Origin of the sequence: Microvirga sp. ACRRW, from assembly GCF_022346925.1 — a bacterium.
Taxonomy (GTDB): Bacteria; Pseudomonadota; Alphaproteobacteria; order Rhizobiales; family Beijerinckiaceae; genus Microvirga.
In genome coordinates this window covers 507,905-525,238 of sequence record NZ_JAKRNJ010000003.1, presented here as the reverse complement: position 1 = coordinate 525,238, position 17,334 = coordinate 507,905, and the positions used below count along the sequence as shown (strand labels likewise).

Here is a 17,334-nt window from a genome sequence, read left to right as displayed (position 1 = left end):
CAAGCAACCAAAGCGCGTCGATCCATAGAACTCCTCAGGACATGATGAATAAGGTGTGGAGAGCAACATGACCAAAATGGGTTGGCTGAAGCTTCACTTCGCCGGCTTCTGGGCTCTGTCTCTGGTTTCGGCATGGCTTTCGATTGCCGTCGCGCAGACCGATCCGCTGCCATCATGGACCGATGGCCCGGCCAAGCAGGCGATCATCGCGTTCGTCACCGATGTGACACGGGAGGGTTCGCAGGACTTCATCCCGCAACCGGAGCGGATCGCCACATTCGACAATGACGGCACGCTTTGGATCGAACAACCGATCTATGTCCAGTTCGCCTTCGCGCTGGACCGTGTCAAGGTGCTGGCGCCACAGCATCCGGAATGGAAGGACAAGCAGCCCTTCAAAAGCGTTCTCGAAGGCGATATGGCGGCGGTGGCGGCCGCGGGCGAGCATGGCGCCGTCGAGATCGTCGCCGCAACACATGCGGGCATGACGCCAGCCGATTTCAAGCAGATTGCCATGGAGTGGCTGGCAACCGCCAAGCATCCCCGCTTCGGCCGCCGCTACGACACACTCGTTTACCAGCCGATGCTCGAAGTCCTGGCCTACATGCGCGCCAACGGTTTCAAGACATTCATCGTCTCGGGTGGCGGCATCGAGTTCATGCGAGCCTTCGCGCCGGAAAGGTACGGCATTCCTTCCGAGCAGATCGTAGGGTCCAGCATCGTCACGAGCTTCGAGCGCCGTGATGGCAAGCCGACGCTATTTCGGCTGCCGAAAGTCAACTTCGTTGATGATGGCCCTGGCAAGCCGGTCGGCATCAATCAGCATATCGGCCTGCGTCCCGTCGCTGCTTTCGGCAATTCCGATGGCGACCTTGAAATGTTGCAATGGACGACGGAGAGCGGCGGGCGGCGTCTCGGCGTTCTGGTCCATCACACCGATGCGGAACGCGAATACGCCTATGACCGCGAATCCAAGGTCGGTCGCCTCGGCAAGGCACTCGATGCAGCAGCACTAGATCGGTGGACCGTCGTCGACATGAAGCGCGATTGGAAGGTCATCTTCCCGCCTGAAGCTCGCTGATCCCGAGCAGTGCGGTACTTCTAACGGCATTCCCGACGGGCTTTTCGGATCATTGCCGTAAAGCCCTTGAGCGGAAAAGCATAAGTAGTTTTGTTGCCGCGCCTCGATGTTGCCTCGACGACCGCTACACGTCCCTTCTCCAAAGCGCGCACGAATTCGGCCTCACGTTCCGTACGACGAAGCCATGCATAATTGCCGCGAGGGATCATGGTGAATTCTTGTCCGTCGATTGAAATACGAATTGCAACCGGCGCAAATGCATAACCGGTCTGCAGGCTGGCTTCCGTACGAACTTTTCCGCTGCCGAGCTGACGGACGAACAGGGTGACCCGCCCGTGATCAAGGTTTTCCGGCTTCTTCGAAGCGGCATCGGAAAATGCATAGCAGACAGCAGCATTTCCCTCCCTGGCCTTCCAAGCACTCCAGCGTTCGTTTGCTCCAAGCAGATGGGGATTTTGCGCGAAAGCGCAGGTGCTCGAGAAGACAAGGAATGCAAAGACAGTGCTCAGAAACTTCATCTACAGGATACTCACTTTGGAAATTGCGGGGCCCGCAAACTTCCAAGGCGAGGTTACCTGAATGTAAACATTCCCTCGGATCGAGAGACAATGTCTAACGCCAAGCCGATTTCAATAGAACTTATAGGAGCTTGCGCCATCTTCAACAGATCGTGAGAAAACGGTTTATAGTCCGAAGATTCTGGGCATCATTCAAAGAGATCCCGCAGCTTTCTCGCCTTGCGCCGCCATGACCTTGGCGGACCGGACCAAGGCAAGCAGCGTTTGAGCCTGAAGCTCACCCGTGACGGGCAGCCCAACAGTGCGCTGGAACTCTTCGACCGCCTGACGCGTCGACGCGTCGATCACGCCATTCGGCTTGAGATTTCCGAAACGGAGCTGCGTCAGCGCCTCTTGAGCAGCAATCACATCCTGTTTTGTCGGGCGCGGCTTGATGGCCATCAGTTCCGGCGAACTGCCGATGCCATGGGGCAATCCATTTTGCAAAGCTGCAGCCGCCCGATTTCTCGCACTCGCAAGCTCAGCATCGATTTCCTTGTTCCTCACCGAGAGACTTTGGATTTCTGCCCTGGATGCCGTGAGCCGTTCCCGGAGGCTGGCATTCTCCTTCACCGTCTTCTCGGCCATCTTCTGCTGCGTCATATACTGTGTCTGGAAATCGCTCAGGGCTGCAGCCTGCTTCTGCAGCTCTTCTTCAATGTCTGCTGACGTGAAGGCCGCATAGCCGAACGCACCCCATCCCACGACAGTCATGAGTGTCAGAACAGGGACAGCCGCGCGATCTAACGTCCAGCCTCTTCCTCTGTGCAGCAGAGCCACGGTATTTCCTCCAACGTTCCGGTTCACGGGCGCCTGAGCCAACGTAGACCAAAACTTGTTCAAACCATGGCCGTATCTGCTCTTGCCTTAGAATATCTCTGAATCGTCATGCACTTGTATCATAGGTGCTTCGTGGACGAATCGCCTCCTCGCCACCGGCGAAGCATCGATCAGCCTCGATAGGCCACGAACACCGCGCCGGCAGCGATGAAGCCGACACCAAGCCAGTTGGACAGCGACAAGCGTTCCCCGAGGAAAGTAACTCCGAAGAGCGCAACGAGGACAACGCTCAACTTGTCAATGGGCGCGACACGCGCGGCATCACCAAGCTTGAGAGCGCGGAAGTAACAGATCCACGACGCTCCGGTCGCAAGACCTGAGAGCACAAGGAAAACATAGCTTCGGCCTGAGATCGACTCGAGCGGCTGCCATTGCCCCGTAGCGACGAGGATTGCACCAAGAGCGCACAGGATCACGCAGGTTCGAATGAAGGTTGCAGAATCCGAATTGACGTTCTCGATCCCGACTTTCGCGAAGACAGCGGTCAGGGCCGCGAAAGATGCCGAGAGAAGCGCCCAGAACTGCCAAGACAGAAGAACCGATCTCATCGGGAAACCTCATCCGTATGAACGACGTCTTCGCGGCAGAGCATTACCATTGCGTCCCTCCCAAAGCTTCCTTGCCGCTCTTTGGCACTCTACGAAACGATCCGCATCGCCGCCACTCAAGGTGAGAAGCGCTGCCGCTGCGGTGGCTGTGATTATGGCGGCGGCGCGCTCGTCATGTATGGCTCCTGTCCAGACGGCGCGCCAATATTCGAGGCTTGCCATGCCCGTCGCTGGATAGGCCGGCGGTTCCGGAACAGCGGGGATGAACAGATGATCCACTTTTCCGGCGACGAGACGAAGAAGCGTACTTGAGCGGAAAGGCGTTGCCTCGGCAGAATCACGACTTGCGCCCAGAACGGTAAGATTGCGGCTGCCGAGAAGCGCCCCCGTATCGCAATGCAGCTCGCGATAGGCCGGACGCACGACGCCCATCATGATCGACGGCGCACCGAGAGGGTTGAGAAGCGGCATCAACGAATTGACGGGCGAGCGCGTCTCGAGCAACCCATAAAGCATATGCAGGCGATGGAGCTGGGACGACATCGCGGCCAGGGGAAGATAGGCGATCCCATGCTCGGCGATGGCGTCTGCGGCTGTTGCCGTGTTTGAGCAAACCGAAATGCCGATGGCGCTTGCTGCCGTAACAAGCTTGCCTTTCGTACCGCTGCCGCCGTCCATGCCGTGGAGAAGGATTTTGTGGCCTGCCTGAGACAGGAGCAAAGCCGCCTGCAGAAACCAGGGCATTCTGCGGGATTTCGGAGAGATATAGGCCGGCCAATCCAGATCGATGCGCGATGTTTCCGGATTTGCAGCGCCTATATGGACACGTGCCGCGCGAACGAAGCCGGCGAGTTCCGCAGCCGTCTCTCCCCTGAAATTCATGATGGAGAGAAGCGCACCGATCTGGATGGGATCTGCTTCGCCATCGAGCACGATGGAGAATGCATCCTCCGCCTCATTGAGTGTGAGAGGACGACTGTGGCCGATCCCCGCTCCCATCGTCGCAATGTGCCTGGCAAGCCTTTTGCGCGTATCCTCGACCTTTCCCAGAGATACGAGCTTGCGTGCGATAGCTTCTGGAGAGGGCTCCCCTTCGATCAGCACACTGCGTCGCGACGTCAAAGGCGCCGCTTCGATGACGGGCGCGGCCGTCCAGGCCTCAAAATCGGTGAGAGCATCATTCGGAGTCTTTTCCTGCGGTTGGCACAACGCCTCGGCCTCCGCGGCCAGAGCGCGCAATCTCTGGCGCATGGCTTCCGCGAACGGTGTCGGGATCAGACGTCGGGATGAGCGTACGAAGAGCGGATCGTCGTAGATCTCACGCACCTGCCCGAGCAGCCTGCTCATCGCAGGCGCGCTCATTCCCAGTCGCTCGGCGGCGCGGTTGACGCTGCCTTCCACGAGCAAAGCGTCCAGCGCCAGGAGGAGCCGGAGACGTCCAAGTTTCAAACCAGGTGCGTGCGGATCGGAATCCAAAATAACTCTGTTTCAAAGGCTAAGCCGCAAACAGCGGACTATTGGTCAGGTTTAGTCGATGTCTTTTGCCTATCCTTATTCCGTCATGCCTTTCAACCCGCAAAAGGTGAGTTTAGAGCTTTTACAAATTGCGTTTTTCTGAACTCAGAACGACTCTCAAACATAGCCGTTGACCCTCTTCTTCCACACAACCTAGTAGCTCCTCCCATCAATGATTTTTCTAACAGGGTTGGGGCAAGCGATGGGATTTGGAGCTTCGGATCGGAAGATTACCGGCAACGGACTGGCAGAAAATAACAGAGCAAGCCGGATGCTCATGCTTCTTGCCTGCACCAGTTTGTCAGCTTCTCTCTCTTTCGTTTCTACGGAAGCTTTCGCGCAGAATGCAGCCCATGTTGCGGCCTCTGCTAACGAAGATGTGATCACGCTGGATCAAATCGTCGTCACGGCCTCGGGCTTCGAGCAAAGCGTCAAGGATGCTCCGGCGAGCATCTCCGTCATCACCCGTGAGGAACTCGAAAAGGGCTCCTTCCGCGATCTGGCGGATGCCTTGAGGGAGGTTCAAGGCGTCACGGTGACCGGGATCGCCAACGAGAAGGACATCTACATCCGTGGCCTTCCCGGCACTTACACGTTGATCCTCGTCGACGGAAAGCGCCAGAGCACGCGCGATGCTCGCACCAACGGCAATTCAGGCTTCGAGCAGAGCTTCATTCCGCCGGTCTCGGCCATTGATCGCATCGAAGTCGTGCGCGGCCCGATGTCGTCTCTTTATGGCTCCGACGCCATGGGCGGCGTGATCAATATCATCACTCGCAAAGTCTCCGACAAGTGGTCGGGCACCGTCATGGCAGACGGCACACTCCAGCAGCACGATTATTTCGGAAACTCTGCTCAAGGCTCTTTCTATACGAGCGGCCCGTTGATTCACCGGATGCTCGGCTTGCAGATGTGGGGACGCGGCTTCGCCCGCGAAGAGGACCAGATCCTGAGCGGCATTACCGGCGCGCGCGAAGGCAATGTCGGCGGACGTCTGACGTTCTCGCCCAACGAGAATCATGATCTGATGCTTGAAAGCGGCTTCACGCGCATTCGCCGCGATGCTTCGAAGTGGGGAACACTCGAAGGGGCCGCCAACGACACCTACAACTATAACGACCGGAAATACTGGTCGCTGACGCATGAAGGCCGCTGGGGACCGACGACCTTGAATTTCTCCATCCTGCAGGAGTGGGCTGACCGGCGGAACTACACGGAAAATCCACGCACCTCCGTCTTCGACAAGAATCCCCGCTCGCCGGAGATCCGCAATACAATCGTCGACGGCAAGTTCACGACGCCCTTCGAGTTGTTCGGTACCCATACGCTTGTGACTGGCGGCCAGTGGAACAACGCCACCCTGACGGATCAGAACCCCGGCTACCGCACCGGCCGCGACGAGACGTTCAGCATCAACCAATGGGCTCTCTTTGCCGAAGACGAGTGGCGCCTGACGGACACCTTCTCGATCACGAACGGCCTGCGCATGGACCACCACGAGGTCTATGGCGCCCATTACAGCCCGCGCAGTTATGCGGTGTGGCATGCGACCGACAACCTCACCGTGAAGGGTGGTGTGTCCACGGGCTTCCGCGCCCCTGAAATCCGCCAGATCGCGCCGGGCTACGCCTACACCACCGGCGGCGCGGGCTGCTCATACGGCCCGAATGGGACCTGCGGCGTGATCATTGCCGATCCGGACCTGCAGGCCGAAACCAGCACGAGCTACGAAATCGGCGCCCTATGGGACAGCCTCACAGGCTTCACTGCCAGCGCGACCTATTTCCACACGGACTTCAGGGACAAGATCACCAATGCGCTGGTGCTGGACGATGCCGGCAATCCCGTGCGGTGGTCGGAAGATCCGAATTATCGCCTCTGGTACAATTACAACATCGACGATGCGATCATCCAGGGCGTCGAGTTGGCTGCCACGTGGCGTGCGACGGACGCGATCTCGGTTCGCGGCAACTATACCTACACGGATTCCGAGCAGAAGACCGGCAACTATGCGGGCTTCCCTCTTGCCCGCACGCCGAGTCATGCCGCGAATGCCCGCGTGGATTGGATCACGCCCGTGACCGGCCTGGAGACATGGGCTGCGCTCAACTACCACGGCTCCGAAATCGTGGGCGGCGCGCGCATCGGCACCAATGGCACCCCGGTGCTCATCAATGGCATGGCGGGCCGCAAATACGACGCCTATGCCACGATGGATGTCGGCCTGTCCTACGACTTCACGGAACAACTGACCCTGAATGCCGCCGTCTACAACGTCTTCGACAAGGAGATAGAGCCTACCGACTACAACACTGTGGTCGAGGGCCGGCGTCTCTGGGTGAGCATGTCCGCCACCTTCTGATCCAGCTGACAGGCGGCCACGATTGTCTCGACGACTGACGCATCGTGCAGCGACAACCGAAACCATTTTCTGGAGAGCAATACATGATGAACTTCTCTTCCCAATTGCCCCGCACCTTTGCCGCCATTCTCGCAGGCGCCCTGTCGCTCGGCGCATTGACAGGGAATGTCAGCGCTCAGGATCTCAAGATCCAGCACGCGAAAGGTGAGACGACGGTCCCTGCAAAGCCGAAGAAGGTTCTGGCCTTCGACCTTGCCTCGCTCGACACTTTGAATGTGCTCGGCGTCGAGGTCTCCGGCGTACCCACCGCACGTTTTCCCGAGTATCTCGCGAAATACGGCTCCGATCAGTACGAGAAGGTCGGCACGCTCTTCGAGCCGGATTTTGAAGCCGTCAATGCCGCCAGGCCCGACCTGATCATTATCGGCGGCCGCTCCAGCGCCAAGTACGACGCCTTGGCTAAGATCGCTCCCACCATCGACATGACCGTCGACCCCAAGGATTACGTCGGTAGCGTCAAGCGCAACGTTCAGACCCTCGCCAAGATCTTCGACAAGCAGGCGGAAGCGGATTCGCAGCTCGCCACGCTCGAACGATCCATGGCTGCTCTTCGTCAGGAAGCCGCGAAAGCCGGCAAAGGCCTTCTCGTGCTCACCACCGGCGGCAAGATGAGCGCCTATGGTCCAGGCTCGCGCTTCGGGCTGCTGCACGGCGAATTCGGTGTCGTGCCGGCCGTCGAGGGGCTTGCCACCACCAATCATGGCCAGGCCGTGAGCGCCGAGTTCATCCTCAAGACCAATCCCGACTGGCTCTTCGTGATCGACCGCGACATGGCCACGGGCCGGGCCGAGGGCGCAGCCAAGAAGGTGCTGGACAACGATCTCGTCGCGCAAACCACGGCCTGGAAAAACAACCAGATCGTCTATCTCGACCCGGTCAACTGGTACCTGATCGGCGGCGGATTGACGGCCATTCAGGCCAGCCTCGACCAGATCTCGAAGGCCTTCGCCAAGAAATAAGGCTTGAACGGACCTGCCCTTCAGGGCATTGAGCGCGGATCGCCCCCTGGGTGATCCGCTTTGTCATGTAAAACCCCTTGAATTGGAGGTGCTCGGCACGAGCGCTCCCGGCCCACTGTGAAACTCCTCCTCGCCGCATCCGTCATCGTCATTCTGGCGTCGATCAGCCTTCTGATCGGTGCCGGCGATCTGTCGCTGACGGCGCTTCTGTGGCCGCAGGACGGGCAGCATGCGGCGCAGATCCTGCTGATCTCCCGTATTCCCCGAACTTTGGCCCTCATTCTGTCCGGCACGGCCATGGCAGTCGCGGGCACGATCATGCAGGCTCTCACCCAGAACCGCTTCGTGGAGCCTTCCACCGCCGGCACGGTGGAATCCGCCAGCCTCGGCCTGCTTGCCGTGACTTTGTTTGTCCCGGATGCTCCGGTCATCGTGAAAATGCTGGTCGCGGCAGGCTTCGCATTGGCCGGAACCACCCTGTTCCTGCGCATCCTCAGGCTCGTGCCCCTGCGCTCCGTGCTGACCGTGCCGCTCGTCGGCATCATGCTGGGCGGCATCATCGGGGCCATTACCACGTTCTTCGCCTATCGCTTCGACCTTCTGCAATCCCTCAACGCCTGGACGACGGGCGATTTCTCTGGCGTCCTGCGGGGACGCTACGAACTGCTCTGGGTTGCGTTCGCGCTGACCTTCCTGGCCTATCTCGCCGCCGACAGGCTGACCCTTGCCGGCATGGGGCAGGACTTCGCCACCAATCTCGGCCTGCGCTATCGCAGCGTCGTATCGCTCGGCCTCATCATCGTATCCATGGTGACCGCCACCATCGTCGTCACCGTTGGCATGCTGCCATTTCTCGGCTTGATCGTGCCGAACGTCGTCAGCCTGATAATGGGAGACAACATGCGCCGCTCCCTGCCCTGGATCGCGGTGCTGGGCGCAGGCCTCGTTCTGACGTGCGACATCATCGGGCGCGTCGTGTATTATCCTTATGAGATCCCCATCGGCACGATCATGGGGATCGCCGGCAGCGCCCTGTTCCTGTTCCTCCTGGTCAAAGGACGCGAACGTCTTGCGTGAGAACAGGCAGCCGATCCGCGCGCTTCTGATCCTGACTGCACTTGCAGTGGGTGTGATCGCGTTGTTCATGACCCTGAATGCCAGGGGGCAATGGGATTTCATCCTGGCTTTCCGCGGCACGAAGGTCCTGACCATGGTCCTGGTCGCCTATGCCGTCGCCGTCTCGACCGTGCTGTTTCAGACGGTGAGCCATAACCGGATCCTGACGCCCTCGATCATGGGCTTCGATCAGCTCTTCATCCTGATCCAGACGAGCCTAGTCTTCACCATCGGATCGGCCGAACTGACCGCGCTGGACACGCGCCTGATGTTCGCCTTCAACGTGACGGCCATGGTGCTGTTCTCGAGTGTGCTTTATCGCTGGCTCTTCTCCGGCAGCAGCCGCAGTCTTCATCTCCTCGTTCTCGTAGGCATCGTCTTCGGCGTTCTGTTCCGCAGCCTGTCGAGCTTCATGCAGCGCATCATCGACCCCAACGAATTCGTCCTGCTGCAGGATCGACTGTTCGCGAACTTCAATACCGTTGATAGCAACCTTCTCGCCATTTCCACGGCGACGATCCTGATCGTCTCGATCTTCGGATGGCGCCTCATGCATGTTTATGACGTGCTGGCTCTGAGCCGAGAGACCGCCGTTAATCTCGGCATCAATCACAACCGCGCGGTCACCCTCATCCTCATGATGGTGGCTGTTCTCGTAGCGGCCTCCACAGCCCTGGTTGGACCAGTCACCTTCTTCGGGTTGCTCGTTGCCAATCTCGCCTACGAGATCGCCGGCACGCACAAGCACCGCTTCGTGCTGCCTGTCGCGATCTTGCTTGCCATCATCTGCCTCATCGGCGGCCAGCTCATTCTCGAGCGCGTCTTCGCCTTCGACACCGCCCTGAGCATCGTCGTCGAGTTCGTGGGCGGGATCGTCTTCCTTGCCTTGCTGATCAGAGGAGTTGCCCGATGATCGAGATTTCCAATGTCCGCAAAAGCTATGGCGATACCTTCGTCGTGCGCGATGTATCGCTACGGATTCCGCGCAAGGGCATCACGTCCATCATCGGTCCGAACGGAGCGGGCAAATCCACGCTTCTGTCGATGATCAGCCGTCTCGTACCCATGAGCGCTGGTACGGTCACGGTAGATGGGCTCGACATCACCAGCACGCCATCCGATGTTCTGGCGAAGCGTCTGTCTATCCTCAGGCAGGACAACCGGGTCGGCTCGCGGCTGACGGTCCGTGATCTCGTTGAGTTCGGGCGCTATCCCTATTCTAAGGGCCGCCTCACCCTCGAGGATCGCGCACAGGCCGCCCGCGCTATCAGTTTTCTCGGTCTCGAAGCCCTGGCAGACCGCTTCCTCGACGAATTGTCGGGCGGACAACGCCAGCGCGCCTATGTGGCCATGGTGCTTTGCCAGGACACCGATTACGTGCTCTTCGACGAGCCGCTGAACAATCTCGATATGAAGCATGCGGTCGGCATGATGAAGCTCTTACGGGAAGCGGCCGATGCATTGGACAAGACCATCATGCTCGTGCTCCACGACATCAACTTCGCCTCCTGCTACTCGGATTACATCGTCGCCATGCGCGATGGAGCTGTCATCCGCCATGGCGCTCCCGAAGACATCATGACGAGCGAGGTGATCCGGGAGGTTTATGACATGGATGTGAAGATCCAGGAGGTTCAGGGGCGGCGGATTTCGATCTATTACGCCTGAATTGAAGTAAGGACTCGGAGGTAAGCTTCTCGGCTGGCGCATGGGCAATCTTGTATCTTGGCTTTTGCCATCATATGTCCGGGCCTGACACCGTACCTCGCCTTCCCCTCTTCCTTCTCCAAAAAATCACAGAAGACCGATGGACCATATTCACGACAAGCCCTCCCGGCCGGCTGCTCTCAAGCCCCTGCCTTCTCTCATCTTCAGCTCGCGCTGGCTTCAGCTGCCCCTGTATCTCGGCCTGATCGTCGCCCAGTGCGTGTACGTTTTCCTGTTCCTCAAGGAGCTGGTGCACCTCGTCCTTCATGCGGCCGACTTCAGCGAGATGCAGATCATGCTGGTGGTGCTGGGCCTCATCGACGTGGTGATGATTTCCAATCTGCTCGTCATGGTCATCGTGGGTGGCTACGAAACCTTCGTGTCGCGCCTGCACCTGCATGGGCATCCGGACCAGCCGGAATGGCTGAGCCATGTGAATGCCGGCGTGCTCAAGGTGAAGCTCGCCATGGCGATCATCGGCATTTCGTCGATCCATCTGCTGCGCACGTTCATCGAGGCGGGCTATGTCGGCACGGCGAAAAGCACCTATACCGAAGCCGGCATCATCCTGCAGACGGTGATTCATTCCGTCTTCATCCTATCGGCCATCGGCATCGCCTATGTCGACCGGATGACGCAGGCGAAAGACCACTAAGCGAAAGCCAAGAATGATGAAGGGCACGGGCGACATTCTCGCCCGTGCCCTTTTCTGTTCTTTCAGCTCGTGCGGAAATTCAGTGCCGTAGCCCCGGAGCCTCCTGGCCCGTACGCGCCACGTATTCGGTGTAGCCGCCGCCATATTGATGGATCCCCTCGGGCGTCAGCTCCAGTACGCGGTTGGAGAGCGCTGCCAGGAAGTGGCGATCGTGCGAGACGAAGAGCATGGTGCCTTCATATTTCGACAAGGCGTCGATTAGCATTTCCTTTGTAGCCATGTCGAGATGGTTCGTCGGCTCGTCGAGCACCAGCAGGTTCGGCGGATCGTAAAGCATCTTCGCCATCACAAGGCGCGCCTTCTCGCCGCCCGAGAGCACGCGGCATTTCTTTTCCGCATCGTCGCCTGAGAAGCCGAAGCATCCGGCAAGGGTGCGCAGCGAGCCCTGCCCGGCCTGCGGGAACGAATCCTCCAGGAACTCGAACACCGTGCGGTCGCCTTCGAGAACCTCCATGGCGTGCTGCGCGAAATAGCCCATCTTCACGCTGGCGCCGATGGTGACTGTGCCCTGGTTGGGCTCGGTAGTGCCCGCGACCAGCTTCAGCAGCGTGGACTTGCCCGCGCCGTTCACGCCCATCACGCACCAGCGCTCCTTACGGCTTACGGAGAAGTCCAGCCCCTCATAGATGCTGCGCGTGCCGTAGCTCTTGTGCACATTCTTTAAGCTGATCACATCGTCGCCGGAGCGCGGCGCAGGCAGAAAGTCGAAGGAGACCGACTGGCGTCGCTTCGGCGGTTCCACACGCTCGATCTTATCCAGCTTCTTCACGCGGCTCTGCACCTGCGCGGCATGCGAGGCGCGGGCCTTGAAGCGCTCGATGAACTTGATTTCCTTCGCGAGCATCGCCTGCTGGCGCTCGAACTGCGCCTGCTGCTGTTTCTCATTCAGCGCGCGCTGCTGCTCGTAGAACTCGTAATCGCCGGAATAGGTGGTGAGTGAACCGCCGTCGATCTCGATGATCTTGTTCACGATGCGGTTCATGAAGGCGCGGTCGTGCGAGGTCATGAGCAGCGCGCCCTCATACCCCTTGAGGAACTCCTCCAACCAGATCAGGCTCTCAAGGTCGAGGTGGTTGCTTGGTTCGTCGAGGAGCATCGCATCAGGACGCATCAGCAGAATGCGCCCGAGCGCCACGCGCATTTTCCAGCCACCGGAGAGGCCGCCCACATCGCCGTCCATCATCTCCTGGGAAAAGCCCAGACCCGCCAGCACCTCACGCGCGCGGCCTTCAAGCGAATAGCCGTCGAGTTCCTCATAGCGCGCCTGCACCTCGCCGTAGCGGGCGATGATCTCGTCGAAATTCGCGGCCTGGTCCGGGTCCGCCATGGCGGCTTCGAGCTGCTTCAGCTCGGCTGCCACTTCGCTCACGGGCCCCGCACCGTTCATCACCTCGGCAGCAGCGCTGCGGCCTTCCATCTCACCCACATCCTGGCTGAAATAGCCGATGGTCACGCCGCGATCGATGGAGACCTGGCCCTCGTCGGGCTGCTCCTCCTTGGTGATCATGCGGAAAAGCGTCGTCTTGCCCGCGCCGTTCGGACCCACGAGGCCGACCTTCTCGCCCTTCTGAAGAGTGGCGGCAGCCTCGATGAAGAGGATGCGGTGGCTGTTCTGTTTGCTGACGTTCTCGACGCGAATCATAATTCCAAGGCCTAAAGCAGTTGCGGCGGCCTTATGGCATGGGTTGCGCCCGGGGACGAGGGTCCTCGGACGGGCAAATTGTCAGGGGCTGACGAGGCCGCTCTTAACCATACCCTTCGGGAAAGAAAGGCGCTCCACTCCCGAGATAGGATCTTCATCTTACCTTCATCTCGGCAGTGGCATCTCGTGCCCCAGACCCTAAATTGGCTCTCCTGACCCATTTTCAGGGCCGCACGAGATTCACGCCCAAAGCCGTTACAAGGAAGTGGCAAGCACCGATGGCGATCACCCGCGTTCAGACCACCCCATTCTCCGATCAGCGCCCCGGCACTTCGGGCTTGCGCAAGAAGGTGAAGGTCTTCCAGCAGCCGCGCTACGTGGAGAACTTTATCCAGGCGATCTTCGACAATGTGGAAGGCGCCAAAGGCTCGACCCTGGTGATCGGCGGCGATGGGCGCTTCTATAATGAGGCCGTGGTGCAGATCGCGCTCAAGATGGCGGCCGCCCATGGCTTCAGTCGCATTCTCGTGGGGCAGAAGGGCCTCTTGTCGACGCCGGCAGCCTCCTGCGTCATCCGCAAGCACAAGGCCATCGGCGGACTCGTGCTCTCGGCGAGCCACAACCCCGGTGGGCCGGATGGCGATTTCGGTATCAAGTTCAACATGTCCCACGGCGGACCCGCGCCTGAATCCTTCACGGAAGCCGTGTTCAAGCGCGCGAGCGCCATCACCGAATACGCCATCATTGAAGGCGCAGACGTCGATCTCACGCGCATCGGCGAGAGCAGGATCGGCGACACCGTCGTCCAGGTGATCGACCCTGTGGCCGATTACGTGGAGCTGATGGAACGGCTCATCGATTTCAACGCCGTCTCCGAACTCTTCCGCTCAGGCTTCCGCATGCGCTTCGATGCGCTGAGCGCGATTACCGGCCCCTATGCCAAGGCTATCCTGGAAGGCCGCCTCGGCGCACCGGCAGGCACCGTCGTGAACGGCGAGCCGATGCCCGATTTCGGCGGTCATCATCCCGACCCGAACCCCGTTCATGCCCATGACCTCATGGAGCTGATGATGGGCCCGGACGCTCCCGATTTCGGCGCGGCATCAGATGGTGACGGCGACCGCAACATGATCGTGGCGCGCGGGCTCTTCGTGACGCCGAGCGACAGTCTCGCGATCCTCACAAACCATGCACATCTCGCACCCGGCTATGCGAAGGGCCTGTCAGGCGTCGCACGCTCCATGCCCACGAGTAGAGCTGCTGACCGCGTGGCGAAAAAGCTCGGCATCAATTTCTTCGAGACACCGACCGGCTGGAAGTTCTTCGCCAACCTGCTCGATGCAGGCCTCATCACCCTCTGCGGCGAGGAGAGCGCGGGCACGGGCTCCAACCACATCCGCGAGAAGGACGGTCTTTGGGCCGTGCTGCTGTGGCTCAACATTCTCGCCGTCACGAAGAAGCCTGCCGATCAGATCGTGCGCGAGCACTGGGCCGCTTACGGGCGCGATTATTATACGCGCCACGACTACGAAGAACTCGAGACTGCGCCTGCGAACGAGCTGATGGACAGCCTTCGCGCGAAACTTCCCACCCTTCCCGGTCAGCGCTTCGGCGGGCTGACCGTGCAGGAATGCGACGACTTCGCCTACACGGACCCGGTCGATAAGTCGGTGACGCCGAAGCAAGGCATCCGCATCCTGTTCAAGGAAGATGCCCGCGCCGTCTTCCGCCTGTCGGGCACCGGTACATCGGGCGCGACATTGCGCGTCTATCTCGAGCGCTTTGAGCCGAATGCCGACCGGCACAACCTGCCGACCGCGGACGTGCTGGCGCCGGTCACAGAAGCCGCAAACGCCATTGCCGAAATCGCTAAGCGCACAGGCCGCAACGAGCCGAGCGTCATCACCTGACGTGCTCGTTCCTATGGGCGATCAATAGGTCGCCCATAGACCGGGCGTTGCCAGTTCCATCACGTGTCCGTCGGGATCGTGAAAATAGATGCTCGTGCCGCCGCGCGACCACGTCACTCGGCTCGCAACTGGAATATCGCGCTCACGCAGTCTCTCTTCCCAAGCGGCAAGCTCATCAGGCTCGATGGCAAAACACATGTGAAGCGGTCCATGCCCATCATGGCCCGGGATAGTGCCGCTCGGCATTGCCATGTCCTCGGCGGAAGCTCCACGCAGGAAAAGCAGGAGGACGCTTCGACCACCCACATCGAAGGCGCACATGCGCTTGTTTTCCATGAGAAGCGGCAGACCAAGATCGCTTTCATAGAAGGTCTTAGCGCGGGCCAAGTCGTCTACATAAAGAGCGGTTTCGAGGATTGCGTTCAGCTTCGGCATGGCGGCTCCCGTAGCAATGTTGCATCAATTTTCATCAGCTTATCCCAAAATCTGCTCATTTCGCCTTGCTGGGCCTGCCTTTTAAAGAGGCGAAAAATTGGGCAGTTATGCTGACCTTTTAATCTTGCGGTTTTATTGGGCAATCCTTACTTATTGCAGTGCAGCACGGCGATTGGCGTCGCAGTGTTGCTGCCCTTCTTGGGCGTTTCCTCCCTAAACTTCGGGCCGCTGGTGACAGCGGCCTTTTTTCTTGTCCGAAGAATGGGTTGAGGTGCGGAGGCTCCTTCCAGGAACCTCGTGCATTCCCGGCGGTTTTCCACCCGAAGGACCCCGGGAGAGTTTAATGGCGACCCGCTCAGATAAACCGAACGATAGAGATATTCCGCGCACGTACACCATCATGCCGGTGGCCGCGCCGCCTATGACGGCAGGCTCGACCTCGGCGCAGCTGAAAGGTGACATCGATAGTGGGCGTACGGGCGACAAGAACCCGGTCCTCGACCCTGGATTGTCACCTCTCGGCACGGATGACGAGGCCGCCGGCACTTCGCCGAGTCCTGAGCAAGTCGACCTCGCGCGCCGCCAGGAGAGTGTGGATCGCTGGAAGAACGACAACGACAAGGACAGCTACGCCCACCAGAACTCTCGCAAGGCGCTTTATGCCTATGTGGGCTTCATCGCCCTTGTCCTCGTGGTCTTCGCGGGCGCCTTCTCCATGTTCTGAGGCGCAGCGACGCTGTCGCGGAACACGAGCTCCGTCTCTAGACGGATGTGCTTGGGCGAAGATCGTCCCTGCAGGAGATCGATGAGGACGGAGGCTGCCGCCTGCCCCAATTCCCGACGCGGCTGATGGATCGTGGTCAGCGCAGGCTCGGCAACGGCCGCGAATTCGATATCGTCGAAACCCGCCACCGAAATATCGTCAGGAACCCTCAGGCCTGCTGACAACAGCGTGCGCATGAGGCCGATGGCCATTTCATCGCTGGTGCAGAAAACGGCGGATGGCCGTGTCGAGCGGGCGACGAGGTTTTCCCCTGCCGCCACGCCGGCCTCGATGGTGTAGTCGCCTGGAAGCACCAATTCCGGATCGAAAGGCAGGCCTGCCGCCCTGAGGCCGTCCTGATATCCCAGGAAGCGCTCGCGCTCGAGAATGTTGCTCTCCGGCCCGCTGACATAAGCGATGCTGCGGTGCCCCAATGATGCGAGATGTTGTGTCATGCGACTGGCAGCCGACCGGTTGTCGATTTCGATCTGGGGAATGTCAGCTGAGGGAATGGCCTCGCAGAGTGCCACGAGCGGAATGCCGGCCTTGTCGGGCGGCCCCTCCCCGTCACGGATCTGGCCGAACAGGTGCCCGTTGAGAAGAATCGCGCCATCGACGCGCCCTGCGGCGATAAAGGCTGCAAAATGCGCCTCCTTCTCGGGCGAGCCGTCGAGATCACTGATGATCATGCCGTAGCCTGCCTCGAACAATCGCTCCTCGATCCCGCGCAGGATCTTGGAGAAGAACGTGTTCGACAGGTCCGGCAGGACGACGAGCACCATGTAGGTTTTCTGGGAGCGGAGGGAACGCGCTGCGGGATTGGGCACATAGCCCGTCTTGGCGATGGCCTCCAGCACCCGGGCGCGCGCTTCCGGCGAGACGCGCTCAGGGGTTGCCAGCGCGCGGCTCACCGTGGCGGTCGAAACTTCCGCAAGCCTCGCCACATCGTGAATGCGCACCGCGCGATGACCGGAAGCATAATCCTGCTCCAGCCTGCCTGAAGACCCACTTTCGTCCATGATCCTCCCCTACCTTGGTCCTGTTTGACAGAACGTGCCGTTGCGGTAAAGTGCCCATGTAATCGTTTACATGGTGGCATTGCCAATCAATGGAATGCTCCTAGT

At 59.9% G+C, this 17,334-nt stretch carries 16 protein-coding genes; 9 read left to right on the top strand and 7 right to left on the bottom strand.

The window, feature by feature from the left end:
* The first annotated feature begins 67 nt into the window (after positions 1–67).
* Positions 68–1,081 (top strand): HAD family hydrolase, encoded by a 1,014-nt coding sequence (locus tag MHY87_RS09800; protein ID WP_370644879.1) that lies wholly within the window; start codon positions 68–70, stop codon positions 1,079–1,081.
* Between the two features lie 20 nt (positions 1,082–1,101).
* Here MHY87_RS09800 and MHY87_RS09795 read toward each other — a convergent pair whose 3' ends face one another.
* The 4 genes from MHY87_RS09795 to MHY87_RS09780 form a co-directional block, all read right to left on the bottom strand.
* A complete protein-coding gene (locus tag MHY87_RS09795) occupies positions 1,102–1,599 on the bottom strand; it encodes an invasion associated locus B family protein (protein ID WP_239351364.1) in 498 nt (165 codons plus the stop codon).
* A 192-nt stretch (positions 1,600–1,791) separates the two neighbouring features.
* Entirely contained in the window at positions 1,792–2,418 is a 627-nt protein-coding gene (locus MHY87_RS09790) for a peptidoglycan-binding domain-containing protein (RefSeq protein WP_239351363.1), read from the bottom strand.
* A 170-nt stretch (positions 2,419–2,588) separates the two neighbouring features.
* On the bottom strand, positions 2,589–3,026 hold the full coding sequence (locus MHY87_RS09785) for an EamA family transporter (RefSeq protein ID WP_239351362.1): 438 nt from the start codon (positions 3,024–3,026) through the stop codon (positions 2,589–2,591).
* 9 nt (positions 3,027–3,035) lie between these two features.
* Positions 3,036–4,475 carry a glycosyl transferase family protein gene (locus tag MHY87_RS09780; RefSeq protein ID WP_239351361.1) on the bottom strand — a complete coding sequence of 480 codons (1,440 nt, stop codon included), beginning with the start codon at positions 4,473–4,475 and terminating at the stop codon, positions 3,036–3,038.
* A gap of 337 nt (positions 4,476–4,812) precedes the next feature.
* Between MHY87_RS09780 and MHY87_RS09775 the strand changes: the two genes are divergently transcribed.
* From MHY87_RS09775 to MHY87_RS09750, 6 genes are all read left to right on the top strand, one after another.
* Entirely contained in the window at positions 4,813–6,903 is a 2,091-nt protein-coding gene (locus MHY87_RS09775; protein ID WP_239351360.1) for a TonB-dependent receptor domain-containing protein, read from the top strand.
* Positions 6,904–6,986: 83 nt separating this feature from the next.
* Positions 6,987–7,922: a siderophore ABC transporter substrate-binding protein gene (locus MHY87_RS09770; protein WP_370644878.1), complete on the top strand. Its 936-nt coding sequence runs from the start codon at positions 6,987–6,989 to the stop codon at positions 7,920–7,922.
* 117 nt (positions 7,923–8,039) lie between these two features.
* Positions 8,040–8,999 (top strand): ABC transporter permease, encoded by a 960-nt coding sequence (locus MHY87_RS09765; RefSeq protein WP_239351359.1) that lies wholly within the window; start codon positions 8,040–8,042, stop codon positions 8,997–8,999.
* Entirely contained in the window at positions 8,992–9,951 is a 960-nt protein-coding gene (locus MHY87_RS09760) for an iron chelate uptake ABC transporter family permease subunit (RefSeq protein WP_255726487.1), read from the top strand. The genes MHY87_RS09765 and MHY87_RS09760 overlap by 8 nt, the downstream gene beginning before the upstream one ends.
* A complete protein-coding gene (locus tag MHY87_RS09755; protein ID WP_239351357.1) occupies positions 9,948–10,706 on the top strand; it encodes an ABC transporter ATP-binding protein in 759 nt (252 codons plus the stop codon). The genes MHY87_RS09760 and MHY87_RS09755 overlap by 4 nt, the downstream gene beginning before the upstream one ends.
* A 139-nt stretch (positions 10,707–10,845) precedes the next feature.
* The gene (locus tag MHY87_RS09750) at positions 10,846–11,400 is read left to right on the top strand and encodes a TIGR00645 family protein (RefSeq protein ID WP_239351355.1); all 555 of its coding nucleotides are present in this window, start codon (positions 10,846–10,848) and stop codon (positions 11,398–11,400) included.
* Positions 11,401–11,479: 79 nt separating this feature from the next.
* On the opposite strand, the gene MHY87_RS09745 is transcribed toward MHY87_RS09750, so the two are convergent.
* Positions 11,480–13,102 carry an ABC-F family ATP-binding cassette domain-containing protein gene (locus tag MHY87_RS09745; protein ID WP_239351353.1) on the bottom strand — a complete coding sequence of 541 codons (1,623 nt, stop codon included), beginning with the start codon at positions 13,100–13,102 and terminating at the stop codon, positions 11,480–11,482.
* A 278-nt stretch (positions 13,103–13,380) separates the two neighbouring features.
* On the opposite strand from MHY87_RS09745, the gene MHY87_RS09740 reads away from it, so the two are divergent.
* Complete coding sequence (locus MHY87_RS09740) at positions 13,381–15,012, top strand: alpha-D-glucose phosphate-specific phosphoglucomutase (protein ID WP_239351351.1); 1,632 nt, start codon at positions 13,381–13,383, stop codon at positions 15,010–15,012.
* Positions 15,013–15,033: 21 nt separating this feature from the next.
* On the opposite strand, the gene MHY87_RS09735 is transcribed toward MHY87_RS09740, so the two are convergent.
* Complete coding sequence (locus tag MHY87_RS09735; RefSeq protein ID WP_239351349.1) at positions 15,034–15,447, bottom strand: VOC family protein; 414 nt, start codon at positions 15,445–15,447, stop codon at positions 15,034–15,036.
* Between the two features lie 343 nt (positions 15,448–15,790).
* On the opposite strand from MHY87_RS09735, the gene MHY87_RS09730 reads away from it, so the two are divergent.
* Positions 15,791–16,171, top strand: a complete 381-nt coding sequence (locus MHY87_RS09730; protein WP_239351348.1) for a hypothetical protein — start codon at positions 15,791–15,793, stop codon at positions 16,169–16,171.
* Here the strand turns inward: MHY87_RS09730 and MHY87_RS09725 are convergent.
* Positions 16,111–17,229, bottom strand: coding sequence for a LacI family DNA-binding transcriptional regulator (locus tag MHY87_RS09725; RefSeq protein ID WP_239351347.1), 1,119 nt, complete (start codon positions 17,227–17,229; stop codon positions 16,111–16,113). The two genes, MHY87_RS09730 and MHY87_RS09725, sit on opposite strands and share 61 nt — an antisense overlap.
* Positions 17,230–17,334: the final 105 nt, after the last annotated feature.